A 17685-nucleotide genomic window follows, 5' to 3' on the forward strand; every position below is an offset into this window, starting at 1 on the left:
CTGCGTTCCCAGTTGGGTAAAGTCGGTCTCATTCCAAATCATTCGAGGAGTGAGACATGAAGACCTATCGCATTGCAACGATCCCCGGCGACGGCATCGGCAAGGAAGTCGTACCGGCCGGCAAGGAAGTGCTGGAAGCGCTCGCGCGCACGAGCAACGGCTTGCGCTTCGAGTTCGAGAACTTCGACTGGGGCGCCGACTACTACCGCGAGCATGGCGTGATGATGCCCGCCGACGGTCTCGACGCGATTCGCGACAAGGACGCGATCCTGTTCGGCTCGGCGGGCGATCCCGATGTGCCCGATCACGTGACGCTGTGGGGCCTGCGCCTGAAGATCTGCCAGGGCTTCGACCAGTACGCGAACGTGCGTCCGACGCGCATCCTGCCCGGCATCGACGCGCCGCTGAAACGCTGCACGCCCGAAGACCTGAACTGGGTGATCGTCCGCGAAAACTCCGAAGGCGAATACTCGGGCGTGGGCGGCCGCGTGCATCAGGGTCATCCGATCGAAGCCGCTACCGACGTGTCGATCCTCACGCGCGCCGGCGTCGAGCGCATCATGCGCTTCGCGTTCCGTCTCGCGCAGTCGCGTCCGCGCAAGCTGCTTACCGTCATCACGAAGAGCAATGCGCAACGCCACGCGATGGTGATGTGGGACGAAGTCGCGCTGCAGATTTCGAAAGAGTTCCCCGACGTCAAATGGGACAAGGAACTCGTCGATGCCTCGACGGCGCGCATGATCAACCGCCCCGCTTCGCTCGACACCATCGTCGCGACCAACCTGCACGCCGACATCCTGAGCGATCTCGCCGCCGCGCTCGCGGGCAGCCTGGGCATTGCGCCGACCGGCAACATCGACCCCGAACACCGTTATCCCTCGATGTTCGAACCGATCCACGGTTCGGCATTCGACATCATGGGCAAGGGCCTTGCGAATCCGATCGGCACGTTCTGGTCGGTCGTGATGCTGCTCGAACACCTCGGCGAATTCGAAGCGGCGAAACGCGTGATGAGCGCCATCGAAACGGTGACGGCCGACACCTCGCTGCATACAGGCGACCTCGGCGGCAAGGCGACGACGGCGCAAGTGACGGCGGCCGTGTGCGCGCTCGTCGAGAAAGCAGCCGTGGCCGCGTAACACGTCCGCCCGCAGGCTTCGCGCACACAACAACAACTGACCGCAAACGGCAGACGACGCGCGAAGCCCGAATATGCCGGCACAGTCCGGCTAACCTCCAAGGAGGAGACATATGCAACCGGAACTCGAAGCACTCGAAGCGCGAGTCTCGCGCAAGCTCATGTGGCGGATCATTCCGTTCGTGATGCTGCTTTACTTCGTCAGCTTCCTCGATCGCGTCAACGTCGGCTTCGCGGCGATGACGATGAACAAGGCGATCGGCCTTTCGCCGACGGCATTCGGCCTCGGCGGCGGGCTGTTCTTCATCGGCTACTTTCTGTTCGAGGTGCCGTCCAATCTCATTCTGCATCGCGTGGGCGCCAGAATCTGGATCGCGCGCGTGATGGTGACGTGGGGCATCATCTCGGCCGCCTCGGCGTTCGTGACGGGACCGACCAGCTTCTATGTGTTGCGCTTCGTGCTGGGCGTCGCGGAAGCGGGCTTCTTTCCCGGCATCATTCTTTATCTGAGCCTCTGGTTTCCGGCGAAGCAGCGCGCGGCAGCCGCCGCATGGTTCATGGCCGCGGCGCCGATTTCGACGGCCATCGGCTCGCCGCTCTCCGGCGCGATCATGCAGATGCCGCCCATCTTCGGTCTCGCCGACTGGCAACTGCTCTACATCATCGAGGCGCTGCCTGCCGTCGTGCTCGGCTTCGTGGTGTTGAAGTTCCTCACCGACACGCCGTCGAAAGCGCACTGGCTGCAAGCCGACGAACGCGCATGGCTGATCGCGAAGCTCAAGTCCGAGGCCGACGAGCGCAAAGGTCACGCGGGCCACACGGCCGGCGCGTTGAGTGCACTGCGCGATCCGCGTGTGCTGGCGCTCGCGCTGATCTACTTCGGCACGTCGGCGGGCTTGTACACGCTGGGACTGTGGGCGCCGCTGATCATCAGGCAGTTCGGCTTCAGCGCGCTGCAAACGGGCTTGCTCACGGGCATTCCGAGCATCCTCGCCGTGATCGCGATGGTGCTGTGGGCGCGGCACTCCGACAAGACGGAAGAGCGCACGTGGCACGTCGTCATCCCATGCGCACTGGCGTGCATCGGCTTCATCTTCGCGGGTCAGGCAGGCACCGCGTTATTGATCGTGCTGGCGCTGGTCGTCGTCAATGTGGGCATCAGCGCGGCGAAGGCACCGCTGTGGGCAATGCCGAGCATGTTCCTCTCCGGCGCGGGCGCGGCAGCGGGTATCGCGATGATCAATTCCGTCGGCAACCTCGGCGGCTTCGTCGGTCCGTTCGCGATAGGCTGGCTCAAGAACGTGACGGGCGGCTACTCAGCGGGCCTGTATGTGGTCGGCGCCACGCTGGCCGTGTCCGCAGCCGTCACGCTGCTGCTGAGCCGCAAGGCCGCGCAGCAGCCGGTGACGGGGTGCATGCGGCACGATCATTGATCGCCCGATGTTCAACGCATGACGGACGGGCCGGCACGAAGAATCGACGTTACCGGCCCAACTTTCTGATCTTTGCCTTACCGTCGCCGTATGCCTTGCGCGCCGTGCCCGTCGCCTGTTGCAGATCGCCTTTCAGTTGCTGCGTACGATTGCCGGTCGCCTTGCCCACGACCTCGTTGACCTTGCCCTTCACCTGCTGCGCCACACCCTTCAGCTGATCGCGGTTCATATTGCTCTCCCTGTCGACTGGCGCGTCGGCGCCATCAAAGCGAGCAGCACGCAATTCACGCGCCAAGCCATGCGAGAGCGGCGCATTGCCTTGCATATTGACGAACACAGCGCATTCCTAAGGTCAAAATGAACGCGTCGTCATGACAAAGCGCAGGTAACTTGTACCCACACAGGCAGACGGCGCCTTCATTCGACATTCGCCTCGATGCGCTGCTCAGCCCACGTTTCCAGTTCGTCAGCAGATAACGCCGCCGAATAAAGGAACCCCTGCAACTCGTCGCAACCGATGCTGCGCAGTGTATTCGCTTCATCTTCGCTTTCCACGCCCTCGGCGACCACGCGCAGACCGAGTTCATGTCCAAGCTCGATGATTGCCTTGATGACGGCAAGATCGGCGGGTGCATCGAGCATGTCGCGCACGAACGCTCTGTCGATCTTCAAACGATCCAGCGGAAAGCGATTCAGATAGCTGAGGCTGGAATAGCCGGTGCCGAAGTCGTCGAGTGACAGCTTCACGCCCAGCGCGCGGATCGCACGAATCGCGTCGAGATAATTCTCCGCGCTATCCATCAACACCGTTTCGGTGATCTCGAGTTCGAGCCGCTGCGGCGCGACGCCATGCGTGGCGAGACTGTGCCGCAACGTCTCGACGAGATCGGCGTCGCGCAACTGGATCGCCGACAGATTGATCGACATGCGCAGCTCGCCCATCTCCGCATCACGCCAGCGCGCGAGCTGCCTGCACGCTTCGTCGATGACCCACGCGCCGATCGGAATGATGAGCCGCGTTTCTTCGGCGATCGGAATGAACTGCGCCGGCGTCACCGCGCCCAGTTGCGGATGCGTCCAGCGCAACAGGCCCTCGACGCTGACGAGCGCGCCCGTTTGCGCGTCGAGACATGGCTGATACGCGAGGCGCAATTCGCGCCGCTCGATCGCGGTGCGCATGCAGGCTTCGAGCGCGAGCCGTTGACGCGCGCGTTCTGCCATATCGGGCGAAAAGAACTTCACGAGATTGCGCCCCGCCGCTTTCGCCTGATACATCGCGGCATCGGCATTCTGCATCAGCGTTTCGATGTCGGTGCCGTCGTCGGGATAGAGCGCGACGCCCACGCTGCACGCAACCTGCAGCGTGACGCCGCCCATCGCATGCGGCTCGCGCACGAGCGGCAGCAAACGTTCGTCGATGGTGCGCGCGACATCGGCGGCGCTGCCCGCATCGGCGAGGATCATCGTGAACTCGTCGCCGCCCAGACGGCTCACGGTGTCGCCGCTGCGCACCGCCTGCACGAGCCGCCGCGACACGGAACGCAGCAGACCGTCGCCGATATGATGGCCGAGCGAATCGTTGATGTCCTTGAAACGGTCGAGGTCGATGAAGAGCACGGCCACGCGCTGCTGCGCGTATTTCGCGTTTTCTAGCACGACGCCCAGGCGCTTCGTGAACAGCGCGCGATTCGGCAACTCCGTCAATACGTCGTGCTCCGCCAGAAACTCGATGCGCGCCTCGCTCTTCTTGCGATCGGTGATATCGATCAGCGTGCAGATGTAGTGCGAGACGCTGCCGCGCTTGTCGCGCACCGCGCTGATCATCAGCCATGCCGGATAGTCGCCGCCTTGACGCCGCCGGATCTGCGCTTCGCCGTTCCATGAACTGGAGCGGTCGACGAGCGTCGCGAGCGCCGTGATCACCGTGCCGCCGTTCGCGCCGGCGACGATGAACGCCGGCGGCTTGCCCGCGATATCTTCGGCGCGATAACCCGTCGCACGATAGAACGACGCATTGGCCGTCAACAGACGCCGCTCCTGGTCGAGAATCAGGATCGCCTCCGACGACGCCTCGAACACCTTCGCCCACAATTCGAGCCGCTGCTCCATCAGCTTGATCTGGTTGATCGGCGTGAAGGCTGTCAGCACGGCGTCGCGGCCCTGGAAGTTCAGGCGCCGCGCGGACAGCATCGCCCATGTCGGTTCGGTGCTCGCTTTCCAGCGCACTTCGAACTCGTCGACGGCATCGCGATCGGACAACTGCTGGAAGAAACGCGCGCGCACCGACGAATCGAGGCCATAGGCCCACGGGTCCGTCGTACAGCCGTTGAGCCAGTACAGCGCGGGTTGGTTCGCGTGCAGCACTTCATGACCGGGGACGGCCGTCACCATCATCGGCACGGGCGTCGATTCGACGAGTGCATGCTGCGCGGCAGACGCGCGCGCCGTCGCCGCGAGTTCCTTCTGTACATCGCGCTCGCGGTCGAGCTGTTCGAGCATGTCGTTGAAACCGCGCACGAGCTGGCCGATTTCATCCTGACTATGCCAGTCCGCGCGGACCCCGTGATCGCCCGTCCTGCGCACGGTGTCCATCACGCGTGCGAGTTGACGCAGCGGCCGGGAAATCTGCTGCGCGACGAAATAGACCATGCCGAGAATGCTGCACAACAGGAAGAGTGCGGTGCCGAGATGCAGCCACATACGCGAAAATAGTCCGCGCACGCGCGCATGCAACAGGCCGTCGAGCTGGACCGAGGTGCTGCGCCAGGTGTCGCGCACGCTGGCCACGAGTGTTTGCTGCTGCACGTCGACGATCGACAGCAATGCGGGATCGACCTGGCCATTGCTGTCGACGATAATACGCGCCGCATGACGATACGACTCGACGGCGGTGAGCATGCGGGCCATCGAAGGCCCGAGCGCCGAATCGAGCGCATGATTCGCCGCGCCCGCTTCCGAAAAGTCGGAGCGCATGCCTTGCAGCACGGCATCGAGCTGCCCTTCGAGAACAAGATAGCGCGTGCGCAATTCGTCGTGCGAGCGCGCTGCGTGCGCGCCTTCGTGCAACTGCCTGCCGATGCGGTTCACCGATTCGAGCAGTGCCGGATAACGCAGGATCGACAGCGACATCGCGTAGTAACTGTCGAGGTCGGGATCGAGTATCAGGTTCGATTGATTGCCGACGCGCGTCACGAGTTCGCGGCATGCGTCGAGGGCTTCGTTGATCTGTGCGGCGGTGGGCTGCGATTCGCGAGCCAGCACGTCGAGCGCCGCGCGCACACGCGCATTCAGCTCCGCGCTTTGCAGATGTGCGCCATAGCGCGCTTCAGTGTGCGTGAGATCCGTCTGTGCCGCTTCGAGACGCGCAGCGGGCGGACGCCGCCCCGCGCCCGCCATCGCGACGTCGATCAGCGCATCGCTTACCGTGCCGATATAGGCGTTACCGACGATCTCCTTGTTCGAAAAGTCGATCGAAATGTATTTCTCGTGGATCAGAATGCCGCTGATGTACACCACCGCGCTCAGATCGAGCAGATAGATCAGCAACAGCTTGCGTCCCACGCGCAAACGCGCAAGCAGGCGGAAGAATAGATTGCGCTTCATGGCATGCGCGCCACTGCGTACGACATCGAACGAGTCACACCGCACTCCCGGTCAAAGGTAGGAGAGAAAGTGGCGCGCCGGCTTCCATGGAACCGCTCGCCACTACGGCATATCGGCGGGTCGATTCGCGACTTTAGCGTTTGCTGAATAATCCCTTCGACGGTGCGCAAATGCTGCGCGCAGGTGCAGAAAACAAGGCCTTTTCGATCGATCCGCACCAACGTGCATCACGCTTCATGCGCGTTTTTCAACGTCGTTGACTTGACGACGCAACCATTCGCATGCCGACGTGAAATCGGTTTTGGCGGCATCATAGGCGGCTTGAGATGACCTCTTCATGCGACACGGCTTTCAGCCTCGACCGCACTGGCGTGCATGGGACCCGGGTAAGGAGACATCATGGAACAGGCGCCGGACACGGCACGCGACTTCGTCGTCCGCACGATGACCGCCGACGAAGTGAATCTCGCGATCGAATGGGCCGCGCGGGAAGGCTGGAATCCCGGCTTGCACGACGCGTCCTGCTTCCGCTGCGCCGACCCGAATGGGTTCTTCATCGGCGAATGGCGGGGCGAACCGGTCGGCTCGATTTCGGCCATCGCCTATGACGGGCACTTCGGCTTCATCGGACTATATATCGTGAGGCCGGAGTTTCGCGGCAAAGGGTTCGGCTTGCGCATCTGGCAGCATGGCATCGACTATCTCGGCACGCGCAATATCGGACTCGACGGGGTGGTTGCGCAGCAGCCGAACTACAGAAAGTCGGGCTTCGAACTCGCGTACCGGAACATCCGCTTTCAGGGAATCGCAGAAGCCGACCCTTCGCGCGACGAGGCTGCGTTAGTCGATGTGCATGGGTTGCCATTCGAGCAATTCGCATCGTATGACGGGCGCTTCTTTCCTGCGCCGCGTGCAGCGTTCTTGCGCGCGTGGATCGATCAACCCGATTCAGTGGCACTCGCCTATATCGGCGACGGTCGGATTCGCGGCTATGGCGTCCTTCGACGCTGCCGCGAAGGACGCAAGATCGGGCCGCTATTCGCCGATGACAAGCGGATCGCCGAAGCCCTGTTCGCGGCGCTCGTCGCGCGTTGCCCGAACGAGGTCGTGGCGCTCGACGTGCCCGAACTGAACCCGGCGGCCGTCGCGCTCGCAGAGCGGCATCGCCTGACGAGCGTGTTCGAAACGGCGCGCATGTACACGAAGCACGCGCCGGACCTTCCGCTTACGCGGCTTTATGGCGTCACCACGTTCGAACTCGGATGACGCGCAATGCTTCAGTGCTTCGGATCGTAGCGATACACGCCGTGTCCCGTCTTGCGGCCCAGACGCCCCGCCGCGACGAGTTCGCGCAGCAGCGGACACGCACGGTATTTCGAATCGCCGAAGTCCTTCAGAAACACGTCCATCACGGACAGGCACACGTCGAGACCGATCAGGTCCGCGAGCGCAAGCGGCCCGATCGGATGGTTCGCACCGAGACGCATGCCCGCATCGATCTCCTCCGCCGTCGCGGTGCCTTCCGCAAGCAGGAAGAACGCCTCGTTGATCATCGGCACGAGGATGCGGTTGACCACGAAGCCCGGCGCGTTCTTGACGCTCACGGGAGTCTTGCCGAGGCGCTCGGTCAACTCGCGCACGGCCGTCGCGGTGTCGTCGCTGGTCTGCACGCCGCGGATCACTTCGACGAGCGGCAGCAGCGGCACCGGGTTGAAGAAATGCATGCCGACGAAACGCTCCGGCTTGCCGATCGTCGCGGCCAGCGCTGTGATCGAAATCGACGACGTGTTCGACGCGACGATCGTCTCGTCGCTCACGACGGATTCGATCTGCTTCAGAATGCGGACCTTCAGTTCGGCGTTCTCGGTCGCCGCTTCCACGACGATGTCCGCGCCCGCGAGGCGCTGATAGTCGGTCGACGTTTCGATGCGCGTGAGCGCGGCATCGCGTGCCGCCGCTTCGACCTTGCCCTTCTCGACGAGCTTCGCGAGACTGCCGGTGAGCGTCGCCACGCCCTTCGAGAGCGCGGCGTCCGTCACGTCGATGAGCACGACCTTGAGGCCCGCCACGGCCGCCACCTGAGCGATGCCGTTGCCCATCGTGCCCGCGCCGACGATGCCGATTGTTTCGACCTTCTTTGCCATTGCTGCTCCTTTTCTCCTGAATTGCTGGGTTTCGACGGCGCGCTGCAGCGCACCATGAACGATACGATACCCGGTTCTCACGCGAATTCGTGTGAAAGAGGCAACGGCCGCGCGCACCGGGAGCCCCACAAGGCGCGCGGTTATATCATCGGAAGAATTTCACTGAAGGCCCGTCATGCAGCCTGTCGATCTGAACCCGAAACGCAAGAAGGAAAATCCGCTCGTCTGGATTTTCGAGCCGCTGGAGCGCGACCCCGAATATTCGCGGGAGCGGTTCTTCAATTTCCAGGCTGCCTATCTCGATGGACTGCTGTATCTCGCCGTGGCGAGCGGCGAGGAGCCGTGGAATGGGCTCGTCGTATGCACCTCGCATGACCGGCAAGCCGGCTTGCTCGACGAGTATCCCGTGCTCGCGCCGCATCCCGTGCTCGGCAAGTGGCTGTATGTGTCGCAGCGCGATCCCGAGTTCGAAACCATCGCGCATCAAATGGTCGAACTCGCACGCGAACGCGATCCGCGCATGGGTGTGGTGCCAGGCAAGCGCAAGCGCTCGCCCGATGTGATCGACATGAAGTCTTCGTCGCGAAAGAAGAAATCTTCGTAGCGGTTTTCGCGGTAGGCTCGGGCCGCCCTTTTGCGGAGCTGAAGGTTGTCGCCGAAGGCGTTTGAGGAGCTTGAGGCGGGCAGACCGGTAGTTGCGTTTTTGACTGTGTAAAGAGGCGCAGCAGATCAAGGCAGATGCGTCTCGCCCGCAACAAGCAAATGCCGATGAATACTGCAATAACACTCGTCATGCCAGCCGTATTGCAGATCACGGCAGATCGAATACCGTACAGATTCCGGAAGACTCGACGGTTCGCTGCGCAGATCGAACTCAAGCGCTGCGAATACCGAATCCGCCTGGGGCCAGTCAGTCTTGCTCGGCCCATCTTTCAGGCGATTGCCTTGCGCGATCTCGCTCGCGAGAATTGCCGCGAGTTCTGGGCACATGGTCACTGCGTTCTTCTTCGTCATCGTGTCGATTCCGTGTGCCCGCGCGAGCCGGCGCGTGTATCAGTGCGCCCGAGATACCAGGCATCAGATGCATTTCCCGGCACGCGGAACGCGCAGCGCGCCGCCCGGATGAAACGCTGCAAAGACCATCGCAAGTCGAAGAGCGCTCCAGGTTGTCGCACTAGCCGATCCGGCATGGCCTGAGTCAACGCGGCCATCTCGACAAAACCGTTATCCGACGATCGCGCTGCGACCGGCTCCGCTCAAAGCGCTCAACGCAGTCAGCCGCGCGACAATCTCGTCGAATGAAGGCCGCATCTCGATGCGCTCGGCGAAACAGTCTTCGACCAGCGCATCGAACCCGGCGGCGAGATCATCGACCTCTCCCGCCGAACGTTGCGCGAGTTCTTCGAGCAGGCAACCGAACGCGCGCACCTCGATGCGCTCGAGCGCGTGCGCCCGTGCGCGATCGTCGATATCGTGCAGGGACGCCGCGCCGAAGTCGCCGAGCAATACGTGCCCTGCGCCGTCATGCAGGATGTTGTGCGCGTAGAGATCGCCATGCATGATCCCGCGCCGATGCAGATGCTGCGCCGCCGATGCGATCCTGAGCGCGATCTGCAATGCAACTGCTCCGTCGAACCGTACGTCGGCCGCATAGACGTCACGTGTGCACGAGTCGAGGCTTGGAGGCCCTGCGAGATTGCCGAACGCCGGATGGATCAGTTTCATCACGAGGCCGTGCTCGTCGAGCGGATGACCCGTGAGCTTGCCGAGCACCGGGATGAGATTCGAGTGCTCGCCGGCTTGCAGACACGCGGCCATTTCGAGTTCCGGCAAGCCGTCGCTCGTCACCGCGCCCTTGAACAGTTTGACGGCGACCGCCTCGATGGGATGCCCGTCGCTCAGGAGACGCGTCGCGCGATGCGTCACGCCGGATGCGCCCTCTCCAAGCGTTTGTCCAAGTGCGAGCGTATGCCAGTCGATTTCCGGCACCCGCGCATCGGTCAGCGCGACGTGCTCGCGCGCTGCGTTCAGCGGATTGCCCGCGTAGGCGAGCCATGCGAGACGAGGCAGACGCAACAGCCAGTCGGGCAACACGTCGAGCCGGTTCGCCGAAACGCGCAGCAGTTCGAGGCGGCTGCAAGCGGCCATCGTCTCGGGCAGCGACCGCAGCCGGTTGCCGGCGAGCATCAGCTTCTGCAAATTCGGACGCTCCCCGATTTCAGCCGGCAGCGCTTCGATGTCGTTATCGGTCAGGATCAGCCAGCGTAATTGAGGCGGCAGCGCTCGCCCCGGCACGTGCCGGATGCGGTTCGCCTTGAAGCCGACCATGCTCAGCGATTCGCAGTCGCCGAGCACGGCCGGCAACTCGGTGAACGGGTTATTCGAGGCAAACAGGACGCGCAGATGACGCAGCCTCGGCAGGTCATCCGGCAGCGATGTGAGCGCATTGCCCGACAGGTCGAGCACCTCAAGGGTGTCGGCGAGGTCGAAGATCTCGCGCGGAAATTCGGTCAACCCGCAGGCGAGCTTGATGTGTCGCGCACCGGCGAGTTGCCCGTCACGCAATTCTTCGAGGGTAGCAGTCTTCAAACGTAGATCGAATCGGAGAATGGCAAGTAAGTCGCAAGCGCCGGGAGCGCAATGCGGCACCGGTCATGATTCTAGCGGGAACGGCCGTGGAGAACGGCTAATCGGAGGTACAGGTCCTGCATGGTGATGCTGTCGATGCCGACATTAGCGGATCCCGGAATGCGCTCAACGCACAGAGTGTCGACTGATCCTCGCGATGTCGTTGGACGTTTGAACTCGCCGGCCCTCCAGGCGCGTGCGTGAGGAGCGGATTACCGCGAATCGCATTCGAGTGAGTTCTTAAAGCGCTTCTGTGCAGCTAGCCGCCTGTCGAGTACGACGAGGTGGTACGAGCGGTGCGCGCCCGATTCGTTTGGTCCTGAGTCGATCCGTCATCGACTCTACACCGTCACGCAACGCTCATCGAACTCAGTGCACGCTTCCATAGCATGACGTGCGCACGACCGCGTGGCGCTCACTGCGCCTCGCCACCGGCCATCGTCTGAATGATGGTCGCAAGCTGCGCACTCATCGGCAGGTTGAGGCTGGTTCCCGACGGCAGGCGGCGCAAGAACCACCGCTTGTATTGGCGATCGATTTCTCCGTCCGCCGCGAGTTCCTGGAAAGCATCCCTCACCACTTGCGCGAGTTGCGGGTCATCCTTGCGAAACATGATGCCATACGGGTCATACGACAGATAATCGCCGACAACGCGATACTCGCCCCGCTCGCTGGCGTGCTCCGCGATCAGGCCATACAGCAGCACGTCGTCGGTGGCGAACGCGTCGGCCTGGCCTTCGGCCACCTGCGCGAAGCCCTGCGCATGGTCGGGCACCACCTGCAATTGAATTCCGAGCCTGAACTTCCGGTCCAGATCGCGCAGCGCCTTCTCGTTCGTGGTACCCGCCGTGACCGCGACCCTCCTGCCCGCGAGATCCCGGAACGAGCCGATCGGCGACCCTTTCTTCACCATCACCTTGGTGCCGGCCACGAAAATAATCGGCGAGAAGGCCACACGTTTCTGGCGTTCCACGTTGCTGGTGGTAGAACCGCATTCCAGATCGACCCGGCCGCTGACCACCGCGTCAATGCGGTTTTCGGGCGTGACAGGCACCCACTGAATAGTCAGAGTCCGATTGACCGCATCTCCGATCGCCGACACCAGCGCCTTGCACAGTTCGATCGAATAGCCGATGGGCTCCTTGCGCGCGCTCAGCCAGGAAAACGGCACCGACGACTCGCGGTAGCCAAGCGCGATGGTGCCCGTCTCTCGGACCTTGGACAGCGTGCCCGTCAGCGCCGCCGGCGCGAAGCTGTCGGGAACCGGGCGTGACGTCTGCGCGTCCTCCTGCGCCCGCACTGCGGCGCCGGCCATCAGCAGCCCCGCGATGGCCAGCATCGACCAGAATCGCTGCGTCTTCATGGCTCGGCCCCTGTCAGCTTTCTGCCGGATGGGCGATCGTCGCGCCCAGCTCGGCGTCGATTCGTGCCGCGTTGGCCTCAGCCTCGGCCTCTGACATCAGTTCCCCTTCCCACTTGGCGACCACCGCGCTCGCGATCGAATTGCCCACCGCGTTCGTGGCCGAACGGCCCATGTCGAGAAACGTATCCACGCCAAGGATCAGCAGCAAGCCGGCTTCGGGGATGCCGAACTGGTTGAGCGTGGCGGCGATCACCACCAGCGACGCTCGCGGCACGCCCGCCATCCCTTTGGACGTCAGCATCAGGATCAGCAGCATCGTCAACTGCGTACCTAGCGAGAGGTGCATGTTGTACGCCTGCGCGATGAACAGCGTCGCGAACGTGCAGTACATCATCGAGCCGTCGAGGTTGAACGAGTATCCCATCGGCATCACGAAGCTGGAGATTTTGCGCTTCACGCCGAAACGGTCGAGCGCGTCGAGGATCTTCGGATACGCGGCCTCGGAACTCGCCGTCGCAAACGAAAGCATGAATGCCTCCTTGATCAGCGCCAGTAACTTGAAAACGCGTGGCCCGAGGAAAACGAAGCCGGCCGCCGTCAGCACCGCCCACAACAGGAAAAGGCTGAGGTAGAAATCCCCCATGAAGACCGCGAATTTCAGCAGGATTGTCAGACCGTTGACCGCCACCGTCGCGGCCATCGCCGCGAGCACCGCCAGCGGAGCGAGCTTCATCACGTAGCCGGTGATCTTGAGCATGACGTGCGAAAGCTGGTCGATCGCGGCCACCAGAACCTTGCCCTTCTCGCCGAGTGCGGCAAGCGCGATACCGAAGAACATCGAGAACACGACGATCTGCAGAATCTCGTTGTTGGACATCGCCTCGGCGAACGACCTGGGGACCATGTGACCGACGAAGTCCTTGAGCGTGAACTTGGCGGTCGCCAGGTTCGCCGAAGCGCCGATGTCGGGCAAAGGCAACCCGAGATTCTCGCCGGGCCTGAGCAGATTGGACATCAGCAGGCCGAGAAGCAGCGAGACCAGCGAGGCAGTAACGAACCAGCCTAGCGCTTTCGCGAACACCCGTCCGACCGAGGCCGCGTCGCCCATGTGCGCAATGCCGACGACGAGCGTAGAAAAGACGAGTGGGCCGATCACCATCTTGATCAGACGCAGGAACACGTCCGACACCAGCGATATGTAGCCCGCGATCTCGGTCGCAGCCTTTCGGTCCGGAAAGCTCGTGTAGATCATGTAGCCGATTCCGATGCCTGCCAGCATCGCGATCAGAATCCAGATGGCCGCGGCATTCTTTTTGTTCATCTCGAAGCCTCCATTCACTGCATGTGGTTGCGGATGGAAAGGTCGAAACAGGATGCGACATGCGTTGCACGGGATGCTGCCAACTGCGTTCAAGGCGGGGGCTGCTGACTCAGAAGATTGCCTGTCCGCCGCCTCGGGGGCCGGCAAGGACCGTGTCCATGCTTCGTCATGGCCCGCGAGCCCGTGCCCGTCTCGACAGCTTACGGCGGATCGTCCATTAGAGTGTAGCGTAGCCACGTAGCCAGGCAACCTGCGCGAGCGGCTCCGCAACGGTGCGTCGTCATTGGCATTCACGCGCTGTCCAGTTCTCCGGGCGCTTCTCCAAGCCGGCGGTTAGCGTCGTCCGCTGCGGCCCCATACGTATCGCACCCACCGCTGCCATCGACCTTCAGGCACGGGCGAGTTGTGCGTGGCCGGCGCCTCACGGTCCCGCTGGACGGATTTCCGCCCCTGTTCGTGGATCTGCCGCGGCGCCATGCCACCAGCGCGCTTCAGTTTGTCGGCATCGGGATCTTCTGTCATGGAATTGCCTGGAGACGGTAACGGTCACTGTGGTGTCACTTGCTGCCGACGACCGCTGCGCCAGACCGGTAGCGCAGCAAGTGATCCGTGCCGGACTCGGACAGCCAGACTTCTCCCGGCCGGCCCATCATCTGGCGTACGTTCGCGTGCTGGCGCGGCAGCGCAAACGTCTCGAACCGTTCGGTTCGCGGGTCGAAGCGCACTAGTGCGTTGGCGCTCCATTCGCTGAGCCAGACGATGTCTTTGTCGTCGACGAATATCGCATACGCATGAGGATCGGAGCCCGGCAGTTTCCATTCGCGCCACCGATGCGCCGCCGGGTCGAACACGCCCACCTTTCCCGCGTTCCACTCGCTGATCCAGACGCGTCCTTTCGAATCGGACCATACCCGGCGTGCTCCCTGTTCCGGTGTCGGCGGCTCGATGACTTGCGCCGCGCCGCTCACCGGATCGATGCGGCCGAGGTAGCTGCCGGCCAGTGAAGCGAAGTACAAGCTGCCGTCAGGGGTGACACAGATTCCATACGCGCCCGGCCCGCGTGGCGCATTGAACACGCGCATGCTGCCGCTTCGCGGGTCGAGTTCGCCATAGATTCCGCCTTGTCCGGTAAACCACAGGTGTCCGCGTTTGTCGAAAACGGCCGTGTTCAGGTTGGCGTTCGGTCGGTCTTCGGGCAACGGGAAGCGCGCGACAGCGAGTGTCTTCGAATCGACGCGTACGATCGCGTTCAGGCCGCCATCCGTAATCCACGCTGCGCCATCCGGACCGACGATCACGCCGTGCGGCGCTGAACCGTTGCCGAGCGGGACCCGCTCCGTTTTGCCGCTGCGCGGGTCCAGCCTTCCGACGGCGCCTTGCGCCTGCGCGGTGTACCAGACGGCGCCGCCGGGCTCCGGCGCGACGTCGTGCGGTGCGCTGCCGGAGGGGACGGCAAACGAATCGAACGAAGGGGACTGCGCCTGTACTGAACCTGTTGCCAACATCGCGCCAACAAGAATCGACGCGAAATATCGGAACAACCGGGATGCGAAGATTCCGTTCACCGCCGCTGAAGCCGCTGCGTTTGCGATGTGAATCACGTCCGCCTCCGTAACCAGAATTGGCTTGCACGCTGGTGCCGGCTTATTGTGGCACTAACCGGAAGAATTCTCGGGTTGGGCGCGGACAAGGGCTGCGCCGAGGTGATTTTCGCGCGGCCAATCCAGCTTCCATTCAGCAGAATCCTTTCGCGACCTGGCGCTCAACACCACTCCTTTCAACCCCCACTCATGTGGCGCTATTTTTACTGCTCTCAGCATCTTGCAGTGCAGCTTTTCGACAGCGTCAAAAAGGGCCCGATTAACTTGGGCAAATCGACGAAAAGAGGCCTAAAAAAAGGCCTATTCGCGATGTACGCGCGCGCGCGCGGTCTATAGAATTTCTTCCCATCTACAGGTTACGCAGCATCACGCGTCCGACACCTGTCGGGTCGCTTTCCCACATCGGATTTCCGGTTAATTCAGCATGACACGGCTTGCACGGCACTACGTCCCAGAACAACCGCAGCACGTTATCTTGCAGGGGCTCTCGGGGCCCGCATTCCTGGACGAAGGAGACTACCTGTACTTCCTCGCCTGCCTGGCAGACGCCGCGCGCGTCGCCGATCTGGCAGTCCATGCGTGGGTGTTGATGCCCGACGCAGTACAGTTCCTCGTCACGCCTTCCTACGAGTCGAGTGTGGCAATGGCGATGCAGGCTGTCTGCCGTCGCTATGTCGAGACCTTCAACCGCCGCCACGGACGCCGAGGTACGATGTGGCGCGGCGGGTACCGGGCAACGGTGATCGAACCCGACCGCTATTTTCTGCTCGCGAGTCAGGTCATCGATCAGGCGCCCGTGCGCAACCGCCTTGTCGCCGAGCCGGGAAGCTACCAATGGTCGAGCTACACGCATCACATCGGGCTGCGTGTCGATAGCTTCATCAAGGATCATCCGCTCTATCGTGCGCTCGGCGAGACGCCGGTGGCGCGCCAACAGGCTTACCGCGATTTCGGCGCACATCCGCTCGACGAACACGAGGTCGATAACCTGATGCAGTCGACGCTCAACGGTTGGGTGCTAGGCAGCGCCGCCTATTGCGAGTGGGCGGCACAGACAGCGAACCGGCGTTTGATGCCGCTGCTGCTACGCGACCGGCCCGCTGCCCAAGGTTCGCGCGACGCGCGCCCTCGCATGCGAGGGCGAATCAAATGAAAACGAGCAAGGGAACCTTGCTCGTTTGAGGGATGCTGCGTCGGGTCAGAGCAGTTCAATGCTCGTGATCGGGTTGGGCATTGCTTTGCCTGGCAGAGCACCGACGAAGTGTCCTGGGCACGATTCAATACACTGACATCAGTGCATCACACCTCGACCACTTCTTCGCGAACTCCGGCCTCGACGCTCACCGGCACACGCCGCGCGAGCGCGCACATCAGCTCGTAGCCGATCGTATTCGACGGTTCGGCCACTTCATCGACCCTGATCTGTTCGCCCCACAGTTCCACCCGCGAGCCGATACCTGCCACAGGGCATGGCGTGAGATCGACGGTGAGCATGTCCATCGAAACGCGCCCGACGATGCGCGTGCGTACGCCATCGACCATCACGGGCGTGCCCGCCGGCGCATGGCGTGGATAGCCGTCCGCGTAGCCGCATGCGACCACGCCGATCGTGATCGCACGATCCGCCGTGAAGGTACGCCCATAACCGATCGTTTCTCCCGCAGCAAGCGTCTGCACACCGATGATCCGGCTTTCCAGCGTCATCGCGGCGCGCAGCGACGACCCGTCGATATGGCGCGCGCAACCCGTCGGCGACGCGCCATAGAGAATCGTGCCGGGCCGGACCCAGTCGCGGTGCGCACGCGGATGCCACAACACAGCAGCCGAGTTCGACAGCGAGCGCGTGCCGGGCAGATCTCGCGTAGCGGCATCGAATTCATCGATCTGCCAGTCGATTTCGCCATCGTCGGCATTCGCGAAGTGGCTCATCAAACCGATCGAACCGATGGCCGGGACAGCCGACGCACGCTCCCACGCATGCCGGAATTCGTGCGGCCTGAACCCGAGCCGGTTCATACCGGAGTTCATCTTCAACTGAATGTCGATACGCTCGTTCGGCCTTGCAGCCTTCAGCAAATCGAGTTGTTCGTTGCAGTGAATGGTGACCGTCAAACGATGGCGGTCCGCAATCTCCACATCGCCGGGCTCGAAAATCCCTTCGAGCAACAACACGGGTTTCGTCCAGCCGCGTTCGCGCACGCGCACGGCTTCATCGAGATCGAGCAACGCGATACCGTCCGCTTCCGCGAGCGCCGGATAGATGCGCTCGATACCGTGACCATAGCCATTCGCCTTGATCACGGCCCACACGCGCGACTGCGCCGCCGTGCGCTTGACCAGCCGCAGGTTGTGCCGGACAGCATCGAGATGAATGCGCGCGGAAATCGGACGAGGCATGAGTTCTCCCTAGCCGGCGCGCATCCCGGCGCACCGTTATATGTGATTGAAAACAGG

The 17685-nt window shown here is 62.9% G+C and carries 13 protein-coding genes and 1 pseudogene; 5 read left to right on the plus strand and 9 right to left on the minus strand.

The features are described from left to right. Positions 1-56: 56 nt before the first annotated feature. On the plus strand, positions 57-1139 hold the full coding sequence (locus G3N95_RS03825) for a tartrate dehydrogenase (protein WP_205968603.1): 1083 nt from the start codon (positions 57-59) through the stop codon (positions 1137-1139). Positions 1140-1251: 112 nt separating this feature from the next. Continuing rightward, positions 1252-2571 carry an MFS transporter gene (locus G3N95_RS03830; RefSeq protein ID WP_205968604.1) on the plus strand — a complete coding sequence of 440 codons (1320 nt, stop codon included), beginning with the start codon at positions 1252-1254 and terminating at the stop codon, positions 2569-2571. Positions 2572-2620: 49 nt separating this feature from the next. Here the strand turns inward: G3N95_RS03830 and G3N95_RS03835 are convergent, their stop codons facing one another. Beyond that, positions 2621-2800, minus strand: coding sequence for a CsbD family protein (locus G3N95_RS03835; protein ID WP_205968605.1), 180 nt, complete (start codon positions 2798-2800; stop codon positions 2621-2623). Positions 2801-2988: 188 nt separating this feature from the next. Continuing rightward, complete coding sequence (locus G3N95_RS03840; protein WP_205968606.1) at positions 2989-6174, minus strand: EAL domain-containing protein; 3186 nt, start codon at positions 6172-6174, stop codon at positions 2989-2991. 399 nt (positions 6175-6573) lie between these two features. Here G3N95_RS03840 and G3N95_RS03845 point away from each other — a divergent pair, with 399 nt between their 5' ends. Next, complete coding sequence (locus tag G3N95_RS03845) at positions 6574-7440, plus strand: GNAT family N-acetyltransferase (RefSeq protein WP_205968607.1); 867 nt, start codon at positions 6574-6576, stop codon at positions 7438-7440. A gap of 11 nt (positions 7441-7451) precedes the next feature. On the opposite strand, the gene G3N95_RS03850 is transcribed toward G3N95_RS03845, so the two are convergent. Continuing rightward, positions 7452-8318 carry a 3-hydroxybutyryl-CoA dehydrogenase gene (locus G3N95_RS03850; protein ID WP_205968608.1) on the minus strand — a complete coding sequence of 289 codons (867 nt, stop codon included), beginning with the start codon at positions 8316-8318 and terminating at the stop codon, positions 7452-7454. Positions 8319-8493: 175 nt separating this feature from the next. Between G3N95_RS03850 and G3N95_RS03855 the strand changes: the two genes are divergently transcribed. Then, positions 8494-8922 (plus strand): hypothetical protein, encoded by a 429-nt coding sequence (locus G3N95_RS03855; RefSeq protein ID WP_205968609.1) that lies wholly within the window; start codon positions 8494-8496, stop codon positions 8920-8922. A 125-nt stretch (positions 8923-9047) separates the two neighbouring features. On the opposite strand, the gene G3N95_RS03860 is transcribed toward G3N95_RS03855, so the two are convergent. The 5 genes from G3N95_RS03860 to G3N95_RS03880 all read right to left on the minus strand — a co-directional run bounded on the left by G3N95_RS03860 (position 9048) and on the right by G3N95_RS03880 (position 15135). After that, positions 9048-9332 (minus strand): hypothetical protein, encoded by a 285-nt coding sequence (locus G3N95_RS03860; protein WP_241018186.1) that lies wholly within the window; start codon positions 9330-9332, stop codon positions 9048-9050. A gap of 210 nt (positions 9333-9542) precedes the next feature. Then, on the minus strand, positions 9543-10907 hold the full coding sequence (locus tag G3N95_RS03865; protein ID WP_241018187.1) for a leucine-rich repeat-containing protein kinase family protein: 1365 nt from the start codon (positions 10905-10907) through the stop codon (positions 9543-9545). Between the two features lie 454 nt (positions 10908-11361). Beyond that, the gene (locus G3N95_RS03870; protein WP_205968610.1) at positions 11362-12309 is read right to left on the minus strand and encodes an amino acid ABC transporter substrate-binding protein; all 948 of its coding nucleotides are present in this window, start codon (positions 12307-12309) and stop codon (positions 11362-11364) included. Between the two features lie 13 nt (positions 12310-12322). Next, entirely contained in the window at positions 12323-13630 is a 1308-nt protein-coding gene (locus tag G3N95_RS03875) for a dicarboxylate/amino acid:cation symporter (RefSeq protein ID WP_205968771.1), read from the minus strand. Positions 13631-14187: 557 nt separating this feature from the next. After that, positions 14188-15135, minus strand: a complete 948-nt coding sequence (locus tag G3N95_RS03880) for a lyase (protein WP_241018233.1) — start codon at positions 15133-15135, stop codon at positions 14188-14190. 520 nt (positions 15136-15655) lie between these two features. Here G3N95_RS03880 and G3N95_RS03885 point away from each other — a divergent pair. Further along, positions 15656-16373, plus strand: a pseudogene (locus tag G3N95_RS03885) (transposase); the annotation flags it as partial. A gap of 157 nt (positions 16374-16530) precedes the next feature. Here G3N95_RS03885 and alr read toward each other — a convergent pair. Further along, the gene (gene alr, locus G3N95_RS03890; RefSeq protein ID WP_205968612.1) at positions 16531-17628 is read right to left on the minus strand and encodes an alanine racemase; all 1098 of its coding nucleotides are present in this window, start codon (positions 17626-17628) and stop codon (positions 16531-16533) included. Positions 17629-17685: the final 57 nt, after the last annotated feature.

It is taken from the genome of Paraburkholderia sp. Tr-20389 (assembly GCF_017104565.1).
Taxonomy (GTDB): domain Bacteria; phylum Pseudomonadota; class Gammaproteobacteria; order Burkholderiales; family Burkholderiaceae; genus Paraburkholderia.